This window comes from Erythrobacter sp. S158 (assembly GCF_057364915.1).
Genome location: NZ_CP200279.1, coordinates 249,603 through 264,900, shown reverse-complemented (window position 1 = coordinate 264,900; position 15,298 = coordinate 249,603). Strand labels below are relative to the sequence as shown.

Annotated in this window: 19 protein-coding genes; all 19 read right to left on the bottom strand. The window is 58.5% G+C overall.

Annotated features, from left to right (window positions below):
* Positions 1-68: 68 nt before the first annotated feature.
* The 19 genes from AC0V6T_RS01420 to AC0V6T_RS01330 all read right to left on the bottom strand — a co-directional run bounded on the left by AC0V6T_RS01420 (position 69) and on the right by AC0V6T_RS01330 (position 15,275).
* Positions 69-587 (bottom strand): hypothetical protein, encoded by a 519-nt coding sequence (locus AC0V6T_RS01420; protein ID WP_486123684.1) that lies wholly within the window; start codon positions 585-587, stop codon positions 69-71.
* Complete coding sequence (locus tag AC0V6T_RS01415) at positions 584-835, bottom strand: hypothetical protein (protein WP_486123682.1); 252 nt, start codon at positions 833-835, stop codon at positions 584-586. Before AC0V6T_RS01415 ends, AC0V6T_RS01420 begins: the two co-directional genes overlap by 4 nt.
* On the bottom strand, positions 832-2,187 hold the full coding sequence (locus tag AC0V6T_RS01410; RefSeq protein WP_486123680.1) for a packaged DNA stabilization protein: 1,356 nt from the start codon (positions 2,185-2,187) through the stop codon (positions 832-834). The genes AC0V6T_RS01415 and AC0V6T_RS01410 overlap by 4 nt, the downstream gene beginning before the upstream one ends.
* Positions 2,187-2,939, bottom strand: coding sequence for a hypothetical protein (locus AC0V6T_RS01405; RefSeq protein ID WP_486123678.1), 753 nt, complete (start codon positions 2,937-2,939; stop codon positions 2,187-2,189). Before AC0V6T_RS01405 ends, AC0V6T_RS01410 begins: the two co-directional genes overlap by 1 nt.
* Positions 2,932-3,495 (bottom strand): hypothetical protein, encoded by a 564-nt coding sequence (locus AC0V6T_RS01400; RefSeq protein WP_486123676.1) that lies wholly within the window; start codon positions 3,493-3,495, stop codon positions 2,932-2,934. Before AC0V6T_RS01400 ends, AC0V6T_RS01405 begins: the two co-directional genes overlap by 8 nt.
* A 3-nt stretch (positions 3,496-3,498) precedes the next feature.
* Complete coding sequence (locus AC0V6T_RS01395; protein WP_486123674.1) at positions 3,499-4,035, bottom strand: packaged DNA stabilization gp4 family protein; 537 nt, start codon at positions 4,033-4,035, stop codon at positions 3,499-3,501.
* 5 nt (positions 4,036-4,040) lie between these two features.
* Positions 4,041-4,409 carry a hypothetical protein gene (locus AC0V6T_RS01390; protein ID WP_486123672.1) on the bottom strand — a complete coding sequence of 123 codons (369 nt, stop codon included), beginning with the start codon at positions 4,407-4,409 and terminating at the stop codon, positions 4,041-4,043.
* A 1-nt stretch (position 4,410) separates the two neighbouring features.
* Positions 4,411-4,728 (bottom strand): hypothetical protein, encoded by a 318-nt coding sequence (locus AC0V6T_RS01385; RefSeq protein WP_486123670.1) that lies wholly within the window; start codon positions 4,726-4,728, stop codon positions 4,411-4,413.
* A 51-nt stretch (positions 4,729-4,779) separates the two neighbouring features.
* On the bottom strand, positions 4,780-6,045 hold the full coding sequence (locus tag AC0V6T_RS01380; protein ID WP_486123668.1) for a P22 phage major capsid protein family protein: 1,266 nt from the start codon (positions 6,043-6,045) through the stop codon (positions 4,780-4,782).
* 30 nt (positions 6,046-6,075) lie between these two features.
* Positions 6,076-6,915, bottom strand: coding sequence for a hypothetical protein (locus tag AC0V6T_RS01375; RefSeq protein ID WP_486123666.1), 840 nt, complete (start codon positions 6,913-6,915; stop codon positions 6,076-6,078).
* 103 nt (positions 6,916-7,018) lie between these two features.
* Entirely contained in the window at positions 7,019-9,058 is a 2,040-nt protein-coding gene (locus AC0V6T_RS01370) for a portal protein (RefSeq protein WP_486123665.1), read from the bottom strand.
* 53 nt (positions 9,059-9,111) lie between these two features.
* On the bottom strand, positions 9,112-10,464 hold the full coding sequence (locus tag AC0V6T_RS01365; protein WP_486123663.1) for a phage terminase large subunit: 1,353 nt from the start codon (positions 10,462-10,464) through the stop codon (positions 9,112-9,114).
* Positions 10,448-10,861, bottom strand: a complete 414-nt coding sequence (locus tag AC0V6T_RS01360; RefSeq protein ID WP_486123661.1) for a terminase small subunit — start codon at positions 10,859-10,861, stop codon at positions 10,448-10,450. Before AC0V6T_RS01360 ends, AC0V6T_RS01365 begins: the two co-directional genes overlap by 17 nt.
* A gap of 2 nt (positions 10,862-10,863) precedes the next feature.
* Positions 10,864-11,163 (bottom strand): hypothetical protein, encoded by a 300-nt coding sequence (locus AC0V6T_RS01355; RefSeq protein ID WP_486123659.1) that lies wholly within the window; start codon positions 11,161-11,163, stop codon positions 10,864-10,866.
* Entirely contained in the window at positions 11,160-11,306 is a 147-nt protein-coding gene (locus AC0V6T_RS01350; RefSeq protein ID WP_486123657.1) for a hypothetical protein, read from the bottom strand. Before AC0V6T_RS01350 ends, AC0V6T_RS01355 begins: the two co-directional genes overlap by 4 nt.
* Positions 11,307-11,670: 364 nt before the next feature.
* The gene (locus tag AC0V6T_RS01345) at positions 11,671-13,671 is read right to left on the bottom strand and encodes an AAA family ATPase (protein ID WP_486123655.1); all 2,001 of its coding nucleotides are present in this window, start codon (positions 13,669-13,671) and stop codon (positions 11,671-11,673) included.
* Positions 13,664-14,398, bottom strand: coding sequence for a hypothetical protein (locus AC0V6T_RS01340; protein WP_486123654.1), 735 nt, complete (start codon positions 14,396-14,398; stop codon positions 13,664-13,666). Before AC0V6T_RS01340 ends, AC0V6T_RS01345 begins: the two co-directional genes overlap by 8 nt.
* Entirely contained in the window at positions 14,398-14,733 is a 336-nt protein-coding gene (locus tag AC0V6T_RS01335) for a hypothetical protein (protein WP_486123653.1), read from the bottom strand. Before AC0V6T_RS01335 ends, AC0V6T_RS01340 begins: the two co-directional genes overlap by 1 nt.
* On the bottom strand, positions 14,721-15,275 hold the full coding sequence (locus AC0V6T_RS01330) for a hypothetical protein (RefSeq protein WP_486123651.1): 555 nt from the start codon (positions 15,273-15,275) through the stop codon (positions 14,721-14,723). The genes AC0V6T_RS01335 and AC0V6T_RS01330 overlap by 13 nt, the downstream gene beginning before the upstream one ends.
* Positions 15,276-15,298 lie beyond the last annotated feature (23 nt).

The following is a 15,298-nucleotide window of genomic DNA, read 5'->3' as shown; positions in this document are numbered from 1 at the left end:
CTCACCTGATAGTTGCGCTCGCAACACAGGTTTTCGCAGCAATGGAAAGGCCTTGCTATTTACCCTTTTCAGGTCACACGCATCTGCAAAACCGAGCCATTGCGGTATGTTTCACCGATCTCGACACCGCCCGCAGCCGCCGCAGTGTCATCGGCAAAATCGCCGACCAGTGCCATCTTTGGGCGGTCCAACGTCTTCTTGAACAGCGTTTCCGCCTGCCCTTGCGTCGCCAGTGTGCCGACCGGGGGGATTTGCACCGCAGTCGGGCCGATGGTCGTGAACTGAATGTTGTGGCCGCTCGTGCCGTAGACGTTGGTCGAAAGCTTCACGATGCCGGGCTCAGACGTGTCGATACTCAGCCCTGCACCGAGCTCAAGCGTGCGCTCGTTCTGAAGCTCTGCGTTTGCGCCCAGCGTGATGAACGCTGCATCCTCGAGACGCTGCGTGGTCTCCACGTTCGTCGACACCGTGTCGACTGTGCTTGCAACGCTGGCCTGCATCTCTTCAAACTGGCGAATAGCACGATCGTTGCCGCTAAATGCGACATGCAGGATGTCGCGGGAGATGTAGAAGGTTTGGTCGGTCACGTGTCGCCCTGTTCGATTGTCTTGGCGAACCGAAAAGACGCAGCCTGAAAGAGGAGCGCAATTGTTGGAGCTTCGCTGTCGGAACCACTCCCAAACACCTCAAGGCCTTCGTCGCAATAAATCGCTACAGCGCATGAAGTGACGTCTCCGAATTCACCCTCTTCGATTTCGTCAGCAAGATTTCGAAGCGCCTTCACGGGGTCTTTGTAATCCAGAGAAGGAAACTCAACGACCTTCAAGTTGCTCATACCGACAACACCTCACCGCGAATATCACACCGAGCGATCGACACGCGGTCACAGCCCCGGAAACGAGCACCCGACATCGCGGGCATGCGCACGCCAGGGCGCCAAAAACACCGCTCTTCGCGCCGCCCGGTTAGTTGCCGCGCGCGTTCCGTTGACCACACCTCGCCATCGCGCGTGACAGAACAAAACACTGCGCTGGCACGATCGAGCGGAAACTGACCTACAAGCTCGATCTCTTCGAACACCAACCCGGTGCCTTCGTTGTAGAGAATTCCCACGTCAAAGCGCCAATCGACGTCTTCACCGAAATGCAGCACCGTGTCCCGAGTAAGCAGGCCCAGCGCATCGCTCTCAAGATCCGCGACGGTGTGTCGCGACCCGTCGAAAACAGCATGACGCGGGCGATACGGCCCGAACTGACCAGAATGCAGGATCGTCCAAAGCCGGGTTTGCGCCGTAACGGTAGTTTCAATCTTGACCGACGCAGAGCCGTTCGGGGTGTGAACGACTAAGTGCTCGTCGCCGCCAAACTTGCGCGCCTCAAGCTCGATTTCACCATCAACGTCGACAAGCATGTCCTCGATTTCACGATCGCTGATGCGCTGCGCTGTCCCGCCTGTAACAATCATCACCCGCAGCGGCTCTTCGCGCCCACCGCCCACGAATGCCAGCGTGCCTGCGATCTGCACCTTGGCTGTCGGGCTGACACAGCCAAACGGGATCATTGCGCCGCGCACCGTGGCAAAGGGGTAAGGCACTGTGCCGACATTGCGTTGAATTTGTATCGTGTGCCGGCCAATCAGATAGAGCTCTTCGTTGAACGTCTCTACGCCCGTCAGCGGGTCCGGGTCCGTTTCCGCGCTGCCATATCGCGCCGGGTCAATGTCGGTCGGGTCGGTCAGGCTGGTCGCGATCGCAAATTCACCATCGGTGAAGACGAAATAGCCATCGATCCAGGACACATCGAGCACGAAGCCAAGGTCGCTGTCGGTGATTTCGACGAGCTCAGTTTTGTCCCAATAGAACGCGCGGCCATCCGACACGATTGCAAGCCGTTCGTTACCGTATGTCATGCGCACCGGGGATGATCCGTCGACGTCTCCCAGCGTGGTGACGATCGAACCTGACACGCTGACCAGCTTGGTGCCCATCACACGGTACTCGAGGCCGTCCCAATAGATTCCTCCGCGGCACACGCCGGGCCCGGTCGAAAGCACCGTCGCGCCGCGCGTGACGATAATCTGCCCCTGCGAGACGCCGGTCGGCTCGATGCGATGCTCGAGATTGATGGGGTATGAGGTGGCAAAGCTGCCATCCTGAAGCCGCACGCCGGTTTGAACAGGAACTTGCATCAGACAACCCTTAGCCAAGCGCAGATGCGCGCGTCAGACGTAGACCCGACGAGCGTTCCGGTGCGGAAGCTGATGCGGGCGCCGAGGGGGATGGAGACAGGCGTCAAGAGCGTGTCGACGCTGTTATTCGAGGTGAACAGCGATGTGTGAATAGTCGAACCGTTCACCTGCGTGAGAGCCTGAACGCTGGTGCCAAATACCTCCGAGTTAAAAGATACCGCAATGAGCTCGCACGGAACACCAATGGTCACGCCGACAGCCGCGCCGGTCGCGCCGTTCCCCCAAGACCATTCGTAAGAGTTAGCGGCAAGCCCACCGTTTTCTTCTGCCCAGATCGGGAAGATGCCGCCGTCTGAGGCAGGCGGGTTCGCGAGCAGGTAGGCGGCGATTGCAGCGTTGACCTGCACAAGCGAGAGGCCGTCAGCGCCGTCTTGACCGTCGGCGCCCGGCGGACCTTCCGGGCCTTGTAGACCTGTCGCGCCATCAGCACCGGGCGCACCATCGTTGCCCGCAGGCCCTTGGGGGCCAGTCGGGCCGGGTTTACCTTGAGACCCAGCTGGGCCCGGCGCTCCCTGCAGTCCTTGCGCACCGTCAGAACCAGCTAGGCCTTGCGGCCCGGTATCGCCCGTATCGCCTTTCGGCCCCGGATCACCTTGGGGACCAGCGGGACCGGGCACACCGCCACCCTGCTCAAGATCATAAACGCGGGCGCGCAGATCCTGAATACCGTTGAAGCCTACCGGGTCAGACATTGGCTCGATGCTCCACGCTGATCAGCAGCGACTTGCCAGACAGGGTGCCTGGCCCATCACTTTGCGCCATGATGCGGCCACCATTCGCGGCCCACGTTGCGGCGTTGAAGCACAGGAAATTGTGGAACCCGCGCACTGGCACACCAGAGCCACCAAGGATCTCATAGCGCCGCGGAAACAGCGGAGGGAAACCGCCGCCAATGTCGATCCAAAGATCAAGGTAGCTCGCGAGCCCGCTTGACGGTGTGTAGGTCCAGTTCATGAGCACGTCGCGCGCATCACCATGAATGCCTGCGATCAGGTTTGTGCTCTCATCCCAGATCGACGAAATGCCGCTTGGCAGTTGCGAGCGATCGGTGCCCGAAGCCAGAGCGTCAATCGTCACTTGCACCGCAGTGTCGGCGGTCAAAGCTTGCCCTGCAATGCTGTCCGAAACGAACTCCCAGCCCGAGCGCTCGACCTCTCCGCTGTCGAAAAAATCCTCAAAGTCGCCAATGGTGCCGTGACGCTTTTTGCCATTACGCTCAAGAGGAACAATGTCTGTGCGAAGCAGCACGGCCTACACCGGCGGATAGGAGGAATACGGCACAGGGTCCGTTTCGGTATTGGTCGAAGTCTCGTCTTTGTCCTTGCCGCCATCGTTCTCGAAGAACGGGCCATATCCCACGCTTTCGCGCCACCTGGCACCCGAGCCGCGCGGCGTACCGTCCGCGTACTGCGCATCGGGAATTTCAATCACCTGCTGACAAAGCAGCGAATAGGATCGCGCCTTTGCTGCCAGCGTGTGGGGACTCAGCGTCTTACCGATCGTCGGCGCAATGCGCTCAGCAAGGCAAAGCCCGACGACCTGAAGATATTTGCGCGCAATGCCGGATTCGGATTCGACGCGATTTCCCTCGCCTTCGCTTTGCCCAAGCCATCCAAGCTTGTCGAACGGGCTTTCCTCCATCATGTCAGCCAGCATTTCCAGCCCGTCGGCATATTCCTCGGGCGTATGCGCAAACATGCTGTCCTTGACCCCGCACGCGCGATAGGCGCGATTGATGATCTCGCGGTTCGTCGGGCCTGTCGGGATGGGGATCTGAAGGTCAGACATGGCGGTTACTCGGCGTCGCGATGAGCCGTGATTGCGTCGCGAATCTGAGAGTTGGTCGCGCCATCCTCGATCTCAACGCCTTCATTGGCGGCGATTTCTAGGAGGACGGCCTTTGACTTGTTGGTCAGCGGGGGGAGACCCTGTTCGCTGTCGCCGCCTTCTTCTTCGTCACCTTTGTCCTCATCAGGCTCATCCTGCCCCTCTTCGTCGGCAAGCTCTTCGATGCCCTCAAGCACCTCGTCAGCGGTGTAGAACCCTTCCGACGCAAGATGCTCATCTTCATCCTGAACAACCAAGATGTCGCACAGCGTGTCTCCAAGCTTCACTTCGCCATCAGGCGACGGGCGGTAGAGCATTTGGGGGTATTGGGACACGTCAGTCTCCTTTGCCGGGAGTAATGAGGAGGTTGCCGTCAGCGGCGCTGGCGATTGTCGCATAAGCCTTGCGCCCTCGCGGCACCGTTACGCGGATCAGCTGACCCGGCGGGACAGGGAACGAACCCTTATTGCTTCCAGATGGAATGACTGCGTCGGGAACATCGTCACCAGAAACAGCCACGAAATACACAGTCGCAGTCGAGCTCGTGTTATAAAGCGCGCAGACATTGGCTGTTTCAGGGAGTAATCCACCTGCGGTGCCCGTGGTATTGGCTTGAGAAAACGTCTGGTTATTGCCTGGATCAAAAGGCTGCATGTGTTGCTCCTTTGTAGATGGGCGGACCCGAAAGCCCGCCCATCGGATTTATCAGGCCTGGCTGAACATTTGCGCGCCGCACATCTCAGGCTGCGGCAAACCAGTGCCCCAACGAAGATCAAAGCGACACTTCGACAGAAGCGTGTCGATGTTCGTCTGCTTGGTGTAGTGAAGCTCGATGCCGCCCACTTCGGAGGTGTACGACGTGTGGCTGACACCAGCGCCGTCTTCGACCTCAAAGGTGCCCGGCAAGATCAGCAGCGAACCAGCTTTCATATGCGGGTTAATCGCACCGGTGGTTGTATTGAGCCAAGTGATGGCCGCACCGTTTGCCGGAGTGGCCGTGACGTTCGCGTATTCCTTGCTTGCATCCGAGCCCTCTGCGGCATCGATGATCGCTGGATAGACGCGAATGGTGTTGGCCGCAGGCTTGCCGACAACGCGGAAAGTCTTGAGTTGGCCGGTGTCCTGCTTGGTGATCAGATGCACCGAATTAACACCCGCCACGGTGAATGCGTCGCCGATCTCAATACCCGCGTAATTGGCCGACGTCACGACAATGTCGGTGTACCGGTTATCCTTGTTCACCTCACCACTGGCAGTCGTGATCGTTGCCTGCGGAACGGTGCGCTGGTTTGCACCATTGACCGTAGTCGCACCACCAGCAGCCGCAGTTTTGCGAATCGTCTGGTCGTTCTTGATCACGTCGAACCCGGCAATGTCAGTGCCGACAAGTGCGCGCGAGTACGCATCGCGATCGCGATTGTTGTCGGTCTGGCGCTGAGCCAAGTTGCCGGCCATACCGTTCATGTCACGCGGGCTGTAAACAGCCATGCGCTCACCGGCAGGAACGCCGATCTCAGAATACAACGCGTCGAGTTCAGCCACGTCATCATAGCCCGAAGCCGCAGAACCGACCTTCGAGAAGATGCCGCCTTGCAGCGCCACTGTTTCGTAGAGCGACGTGTTAACGTCCGATGCCAGCTTGTCTTTCGCCGACGTCATCCACTGATCGAGCGAAAACTGGTTGCGCAGATCCGTGGCGCTGAACGCCTTTGCGCTGTGCTTCCAGTAACCGATGTTGACAGGAACGTTGAGGTCAGTGACGTCACCGAAGTTGCCAGTCGCATCCGAGCCGTCATTCGACCGCCCGATCATGGGCTGCGGAATCCAAAACTCATCGCGCGCACGGACAGCCTCTTGCCGAGACGCCGGATCGAAACGCGTTGCCGCCTTGGCGATAACAAGCGCGTCCTCAAACGCTTCGACCATGTTGTCGAATGCGATAAGCTCTTGTTTAGTAAATGAATTTGCCATGTTGAATTGCCTTTATGCGTGAAGCTGAAGTCAGGCCTGTTCGCGAAGCTTCCTGCGAGCCCGGATCAGCGCAGTGCGATCGCCGGTGCGTTCCGCTTCCTTCTCAAGCCGTTCGATTTCTTTGCTTGCGCTCTTTGTCGTCTTGCCTTGGATGGGCCGGTCAGGCTGCGCCTTGCGTGATTTGCCTTTGCGAACCTGCACCTTGTCCTCCAGTTTTCCGAGTTCCATGAGAGCGCGCGGGAGATCGAGTTGTGAGAGTTCTTCAAGCTTCTCCGGCGATCGCTGCAACGCCACCATGAGCGCCGCAGGCTTTGCCGTGTGCATGATTGCAGCCGTGACTTCGGTCGGAAGAGACGAAACGACATCCGCCTCGATTTTATCGAAATTCGCTACGCCAAGCTGAACCTTTTCCGCTTCGAAGGCCTGAACCTTCTTCGCAAATTGGGCCTGCTGACGCTCATTCGCTTGCGTTGCTTCGGCTTCTTGAGCCTCGGCCTTCGACTTGCGCTCCTTCCAGCCATCGAGTTCAGCTTCGTACCGTTCCTCGTCGTATTCACATCCGGCGAGTGTGGGCTTTTCACCGACCTCTATGGCTTTGGGTTGTGGGGCCTTGGAGCGAAGCTCACGGTTTTCGTGAACAAGTTCCCGGTTCCTTTTGCGCAGTTCAGCAAACGTGCTGCTTTCACCCTCTGAGGCTGGCGCTGCCCCATCTGATCCTTCGCCGAAATCGATGACAGTCTCTTCGTCGAGTTTGTCATCCAGCTCTGAATCGTCGCCTTCATCGCCCTGGTCTTCGTCGTCTTGCTCTTCGAGTTGTTCCTCTTCGAGCTCGTCTTCCAATTCCAGTACGTCTTCCGACTCTTCTGCCATTATCAATCTCCTGCCTCACTGCTTCACGGCGCAGCGGATGCCGACAGGAGCCAGATTATGCAGGGATTTGAGGCACGGCTATTTACCCTTTTCGGTGCGCAATTCAGTTGGGTGCGCCGCCGGGATTGCCAGCCATGATCAGGCGCTCAAGCCGGGTCTTCATCGCCTCTTCGAGCGTCTTCTGGGTATCGGCTCGCGTCTCTTCGATCTCAGCCGCCGTCTTAGCAGCATCAGCCTCACGCGCCGCTGCTTCAGCCTCGACAAGCTTCTGTGTCGGGTCGGGCTCTGCGTTCTGCGCAGCCTCTTCCATCGCAGCCTTTTCGTCTTCGTTCGGCTCGATCACGCCTTGCGACACAAGATCACTGCGCACCCATGCGATGAAGTCGTCAGAGCCTTCGCCATCCGTGTTCATCAGTCCGACGCGCAGGGCTTTCATGGCCAAGTCATTGTCGCCAATCCGGCCCGCGGCGTCCGCCACGTTCATCAGCATGCGCACGGTCTTATCGCGCCGGGTTGCGGTCGCCTCGGTAACGCTCACGATCACCTTGTAGCGCGCACCGGCCAGATCGTTGACGATGCGGCTCTCACCCGTCGCCGGGTCGGTGTAGCGAGACACCAGTTTGGCCTCACCATCGTCACCGTCTTCGGTCATGGTTTCAACGGCGCGGCCTTCCTCGGAATAAACTTCCTTGGCCATGCCGAGATAAATCTCGCCTTCGCGTTGCACCGACTGCGCAATGTTGTCGAGATATGCGCCCGACTTTGCATCGACACGCGTTGCCGCAATGTCCATCGCCTCTGCGCTGGTATTGGCGCGCACCTCATCGGCACCGTCGGCTGACGCGTCGCTTAAGCTTTGCCCGGTGTAGGTGATGATCGCAGCCAGCGCAGGCGGCATGTCAGGCGGCTTAAGGTAACTCAGCGGGCCTTGCGCCACGATGTCACCTTGTGCGTTGCGCAGCGGCTCAGCCAGGGCATAGGGTTTGCGGTCGATGTTCAGCCTCGACCAGATTTCAGGCAGGTTGCCGGTCATCTGTTCCGGTGCAAAAATGGGGATCTCGCGCGGTGCCAAGCTGTTCATTTCAGCCAGTTTTCCCAGCATCGAATTGTGTAGCCGCTGATCGTCCATCTTGGGCTGAACGCAGCCCTCCCAGCGCTCCATGCCCTCGACGAAGTAGCGCTTGCCGTAGACCGGAACGATCGGGATCTGATCGCCTGCAATGACACCGCAGTCCTCGAGCACTTCCGCGCCGCTCAGGATGTACTTGTGCACCCGGCGACGCTGGCGACGCTGGCGAGTGCAAATCCACCCATCACCGCGCATCTGTTCGAGCTCGCCTTCGGCCATGTCCTTGGCCCACACGCGCTTCTCTTCGCCGCTCGATGAATGCGTGCAGACATACAGCGTCTCGCGGTTATCACCCTCGACCTCGTAATATTCCGCAACCGCTGTCTGATCGACCGTGAACCAGTCGCGCATTTTCCAGAATGTACCTTCCGGAAACTCGCTCATGGAGGCATCTTCGAACATCTCCTCGAACGCGTCCGGCGTGATCGCAACACGAATGAACGCGAAGCGCGCGTCAGACTTGTCGTAGAGCCGCGAGTTCGGATCGAAATACACCGACTGGTCGGCGTCGACGATGATCGATGCGGGATTGATACGCTGGTGGTCGTTCTGCGGATCGCTTTCGTCCTCCCATTCGTTCGACAAACGATAAGCCCCAAACCCGCCCGCGATCGCTTCGAAAACGGCGTTGTCGCGCGCTTGCTGTGATTTGAAGCGGTAGCTGTCGGCGCGGTGCATGCCGTCGAGTGTGTTGGCGGTTTGCTTGTCAGCGCCGGGTCCGTCGGGGCGGAAGTCAGGAACGATGCGGTTCTCGCGGTAGTCGATCTCGATCTTGCGCAGCATGTCGCGCAGCTTGTCGGACTCGACCTTGATGGCGTGCTCGAACTGCTCACCCCAATCGCCATCCCATTGCGCGCCGGGGATCGTCACGAACCGGCGAGCCTCAAGCGACTTCTGCCGCATTTCCTGCGCGTCGTAAGCCGCATTGTCGAATCGACGCATGGCGCGCTGATATACCTCGGCAAGCGCGTCTTTCTCTTCGGTGCTTTCGTCGAGCGCGGTGTCGTGATCCATCGGCATTGCGCTGGTTTACGCCCGGCAACAGGGTGCGCGCTATTTACCCTTTTCTACCGACGCCCGAATGCGGTTACAGTGGAGGGGATGTGTGCGGAAACGGGTTCGCGTTTCCTGCCATTAGTGAGCGCCGGGAACAGCGCAGCAAGCGCCCATATCAGCGCGTCGGCGCGGTTTGGGCTTTCCCCGCCGACATAGCCGTGCGTCGTGAACGCGGTAAGCTCTTCTTCAAGTTCACGCAGGTCACCGACGTGACGCACCTTGCCCTGCTCGTAAAGCGCGCTGAATGGCTCAGCACGCACGTGCTTGCCACGCGTTGCTGTGACCTTCTGAAACGGAGTTCTGGCGCGCGCTGTCTGGATCACGTGATTAACCATTGCCCCGCCATAATTCGTCTCTCCAACGGTCGTGTCAGCCGCATGGCGATCGAATGCGCTGGTCGCGATCTTGCCCCATGTCGCTGGCCCTGCTTTCACCGTGCAATCCTCAAGCACGTAGGCGTTGCCGTCTATGCCAAGCCCCGCCACGACAATGCCAATCTCGTCATTGTCCGCGTTCTCTTCATCATCAGATCCGGATGGATCAACAGCCACAACAACGCGCACCATCTCGGGCAATTCAGCATCACCTCGGTGTCGCCACGTTTCGATGATTTCGTCAGAGAACAGCGCGCCCGCGATTGCCTCACCGAATTTCCCATCGAGGAATCTGAGACGCATGCGTGCGGACATGCCTTCAAGTGTGTCGAGATAATCCTCGGAAATGTTTGCGCGGTTGTCCCGTGGGTTCATGAAGAAATGCTCGAAGTCGTCCGGACTTTTCAGCACCTCTTTCGTCTCAGGATCGATCTTCTGGACAAACATGCGATAGGTCCAGTGAGCCTTCGACGGGGGGTTTTCATCGTAGTACATGCGCGGCCTGAGCGGCGATGCTGGTCTGCCATCGATCTTCTGCTCAACCTGCTGTGCAAGGCGCGTCATCGCCATGTTGCGGCTTGCGTATGGGATCTGTGAGCACTCGTTGAGCGCGATCGTCACGAACTCCATACCGAGAATCTTCTCGGTGCGTTCCTTGTCGTCGAGGCCTGCAAACCAAAGCTGCGAACCATTATCGAACGTGGCAAACCAATCGGTCTTGTCGAGCTTGTATTGCACGCCGGGGAAGCACAGGCGCATGACCTTCGGAAACGTGTCGAGCACCACTGACGACTTGATCGCGTTGAACCTGAAGCGAAACATCACATGTCGACTGTTCGGCGCCTTCAACGCCCGCAGCACGAGATTGCGGACAATCAAGAACGTTTTGCCCGATCGTGAACCGCCAACAAGCAGGATATGCTTGGCCTTCGATGCAAAAATGCGCTGCGCCTCTTGCTGGCGCTCGGTTAGCTCAAATGTCTTCGTCAACGTCGGTCACCGCGACAACCTGAACACCACCGGAATGCTCAACCTTGTCGGTGAACATCTTGAGGTGCTTGCCTAGCAACTCGGTACCCTTCAGCACTGCAGCCGGGTTCCACGGAACAACAGGCTCACCGTCGCGAAGGACGGGCTCAAGCTGACGGCATTTCTCGACTGTGTCGCGGATCGTCTCGAGCACGTAGTCGGCGGTGATCTCGGTTCGCTTCGAGCGTTCGTCCATTGCGGTTTGCACTGCAGCAGCGATTTCAACATTCTTCAACAGTCGCTCGCCTTGCTGACCCGCAGTCTTTGCGCTGTATCCAGCACGAATTGCGGCCTGCGTTGCGTTCAGGTCGACTGGGTATTCTTCCGCGAACCGCTGTTGTTTCGGGGTGAGCGCCATAGCTATTCTTTAAACCTCCTGTCGGGCAATTTCGATTTACCCTTTTTCGCTCTCAGTTTTGAGAGTTTCATGTACGCAGCCTGCGGTGACATGCCGTGCTGTTCGGCGAATTGTCTGAGCGTCGATCGCCGCATCGCAGCGCGCATCAGCTTGTTCTCAAGTTCCTTCGTCCAGCGGATGTAGATCCTGCGGGTTGGCCTGCGCCTGATGATCTTTTCGAGCCGATCTGTTTCCTCTTCGGTCAAGGCGCGGGTGCGGCTGACCTGGTCGAGATGTTTAAGCTCGGCTTCGACAGATTTCATTTTTCCAGAACCCGCTTGATGCGCCGCGCCTCGGCTGCGGTGATGACGATCTCGCCTTGCTTGACGTTCGGGTCGGCGTTGAACTTGCGCTCCAGCATCTTAGCCGTGCGCTGCCGTTTTTGCTTGGGTGTGAGTTTAGGCATGCTGCTGAGCCTTCCGCGCCGAAAGCTTTCTCGCTCGCTTGCCGGGCTGCTTGTGCAGATCGCAGCGCTTGTTCTCGCCGACGAATCGCAGCGGTGATCGAAACTCGAATTGGTTGCCGCATTCGGCGCAACTCGACTGCCACCGCATGAGTTGAGTTTCGGTTCTATCCAGCCTGGTATGCGGGACAGTTCCGAGAAACCGCAAAAGACGATCACCAACCTTTAGCCGAAACCCGATGCTTGGGATTTCCATCAACTCAATTCTCACCGCCAAAAACCTCCATTCGCGAGCTGGGGCGGGACAAACGGGACACCCCTAAGGGTGTTGTCCCTGTCCGTCCCGGTCTCCCCACCCTTGCCATTTTCATTTGTCCCGCTTTGTCCCGCTTTGTCCCGGTAGCATCACGTCGGCTCCCTCCATTGTAATTTTACCTTTTCTTTCCAGTGAGTTGCGAAGCCTATTGAACTGACGACGTGAAGTGTCTTTGTTTGTCCCGCTTATTGTCCCGGCCTGTCCCAAAGCGTCTTTCCAGTGCGCTGACGGAATTTGGACCGGGACAAGGCTGATTTCGCCGGTTTCGGGGTCGAATTGTTGCTGCTCGATAAGCTCGTTCAGCACGACAAATGCCTCGCGTTCTTTGCCTGTCAGATCGTCCTTTTTAGGCTTCTCATCGGTCAATTCGACGACGCATGTGGTCACGATTTTGCCGCGCTTGTCCTCACCGATTGGGACCGGACGAAGCTTGAAATGAACGTCTACATTGTCCTCGCCATCCTTCTGCTTCATGATCGTCGCGGTCTTGATCTGGCCTGCTTCTACAAGAATGGTGGTGTCGACATTGCCGCGCAGTGATGAGTGGCCGCGAAGATCTCGGCTTTCCTGATCCTTGGGGCGGTGGTGAATGACGCATGTGAGGCATTCGAAAGCCGATGCAACGCGCTGGCAGTTGTTGACATAGCCGACCATGTCGTCGGTGTTTTCCTTGCCTGCACCAAACGTCTTTGAGAGCGTATCGAGCACGATCATGGCAGGCTTTTCGCCGCGCGCCTGGATTGCTGCCTGAATGGTTTGGATTAGCGCAAGCGTGTCGCCATTTGCGGCCTGCATGTCGATCGGTGACGCGATGTAGGCAAGTGGTGCACCGTCCGGAATTTCACCGTTTTCACGCATGGCGTGCATGCGGTTCTTGAAACCTGTGGCGCCTTCGGCGACGACATAGACTACAAGCCCCTTTTCAACGTGCCGTGAGGCCCAAGGCGTGCCAGAAGCGACGTGTGCGGCCATGTGAAGCGCGAGGAAGCTCTTGCCGCTTCCTGGGTGGCCATAGATCGCGGCAATGCCTGTTGAGGGGAGCCAGTCGTCGATGAGCCAGAAGCCGTCCACGACTGGTTCGACTTGATCGGCCCACTCGAACGCGAGCGGCGCGAGTTGCTCTGGCGTTGGCTCTTGTGCCTCGCCAAGATGTTCTTCCGGCTTCTCGGTATCAGCTGCGTCCCAGCCTTCAGGTGCATTTTCGGGTGGATCAACAAACGCGATTTCCTGCGCCACGTCCTGAAGCGCGCTGGCCAATGCTGCAGCAAACTTGCGGCCCGGTTCATCGTTGTCGGGCCAGATGGTCACGCGCTTGCCGCGCAGAGGCTCCAAGTCGGTGCGATCGAGCGGGCTGTTTGAGCCGCCCATGACACACGTCGCTTCGATGCTGCGTTCGATCAGTGCTTGCGCTGCCTTTTCGCCCTCTACGGCCACCACAGAGGCGCTGCGCAGGATGCCGGGAAGGTTGTAAAGCGGGCGAATGTCCGGATTGCCATAGCGGCGCTTCTGCGCGTCCCACGGCAGGAATTCTTTTTGGCCTTTTTCGGGCTCAAAGCGGTAGACTGTGGCGACAATGTCGCCATGCGCGTCGGTGTAGTGCCACTCGCCTTTTTGCGGTCCGAGATCGCGCTCGACTTTTTTGAGCTTGCGAACCGCCTGATCGCGGCTGTAATTGATCTCTGGGCGCGTACCGTGCCCGACCCAGTCGGCGAGCTCGGTGAGTGCCTGCGGAAACGCTACGCCGTGATGCGCGATATACAGATCAATGAGGTTGCCACCCTTCTGTGACGGGTCGGCAAAGTCTTTCCAGAGGCCGCGCTTGTCGCCTTTGGTTTCGATGACAAGCGAAGTGCCGGGCGAGCCGTGAATGTTGCCGACGCGCACGTTGCGCGGGGTGACGATGGCAGACGGGAAAAGCCACGCGGCAAATTGTTCGGTGTCTTTGATGAGCCCAGCCAAAACCATGTCGCGATCCGGGCGGTCGGGCGCGCGCATCCATTCTTCGAGCTCTTTTTCGCGCAGCGCGTTGTTGAAATCGAGAACGTTAGCCATGCCAGCATTGCTCCCGGAAATCGCACCACTTGCACTTGAAGAAGTCTTCGGAGGCATAAGCACGCGGGAGAGTTTCACCTGCATCGACGGCGCGCAGGACTTGTACGCCGCGATCGGTGCATTCCTGGGCAAGCTTCGCGTCGAAGGGGACGCGTTCGAAAGCAATGTCGCCCGTGTCGCGGTTCAGGATCGAGAACAGCGCAGGATTGTCTGTCAGGTCCATGTAGGCCTGATAGGTCGCGATCTGGCCCGCATAGACCGGGCGCTCGGCGCGCACGCCATTTTTGATAAGCGCTGTGAAATACTTCGCGCCGACAGCCTTGGCTTCCCAGAGAAAAGGATACGGACCAAACTCTTTAGGCCCGCCGCAGACCACACCGTCAATGTGGCCGCGGATGCGATCCTGCGCGGTGCTGAAACCGAACTGTCGGCCATCCTGTTTTTCAGTGCGAAGATCGAATATCTGCTTGAGCAGCGCTGCAACCGAGTCCTCGCCGGAATGCCCGAGCGCAAAGATGTTGTGCAACTTGGCAGACATTTGAATGCGCCCGCCCATGTATTCGTATTGCAGCTTGCGCGCGCATTCTTCGCCAAGGCGAGATCCGCCGAGATACTTGCGCGGCTCGCTGGCGAGTGCATGTGCAGCCTTGTCGAGCAGTTCGGTGCTTGGCACGCCCGCCTTGCGCGTGGCGCCGTGATTGAAGTTGAAAGGGTCTGCCTGAAACATCAAAAAGGCACTCCGTCCCCGATGACTTTCATGAAGCTTTCGCGAAAAACCCGCACGGTCGAAGCGCTGAACCGCAGCACCTCGTCGCGTGACAGGTCGTTGAATGATTTCGTGCCGATGCCTTGATCAACAACGGCTTTTCCAAGTGCCGGGAGCATTTGCTCGATCGCGGCTATTTCGTCTTTTGAGAATTCCATTCCCGCCTCCCAACGGCGAATGCACAACGCAGTGCAGAACTTCAGGTCGAGGCCGTCGGCGAGTGAGGAATATCCCCACCCGCCGCGCCAGTGAGCGCCGCAATAATCGCAGGCGCGCTCACGTTTCAGTTGGCCCACACCGGGGCAGCGCCTGAGGCCTGTGCGCCGCCGGTCGAAGCCTGAGGTGCGTTTCCGCCGCTCTTGGGATGCTGTTTCGAGGTGACCTCGACAGCCGCGATCAGCTCGTTCTTGTCGCCGTACTGTTCGTCGACCTGGACGCCGATCTTGGCTGCGAATTCGATACCAGAGAAATCGCCGTATCCCGTGACCATGCGCTTGGCTTTGGCGGCTTCGCTTTCGTCTTTGGGATCGATGCCGCGCGCGCTTTCGAGAATGCCGCGCAGTTTCGAGCGAGTGATGCCAAGCGTCTTGGCGACCTTTTCTTCGTCAGGCCGCGGGTGCTCGACCATCAGGTTGCCCCAGAATTTGCGCTTGGCAAACGGGCCTTCAGTAACGGTGAATTCGCAGTTCAGATACGAATAGTCGCTGTTGCGGCTCTCGGTAAGCCAGCCACCGTCACCCGATTTGCCTGGGCGGATGGTCATGACAACCATCGCCACCGTGTTCTTCGGGATCAGGTCAACGCTGTTGCTTTCTGCATCGTTAAAGTCGTAGCTCATTTTTCAGTCCTTTCGTTTCGTAA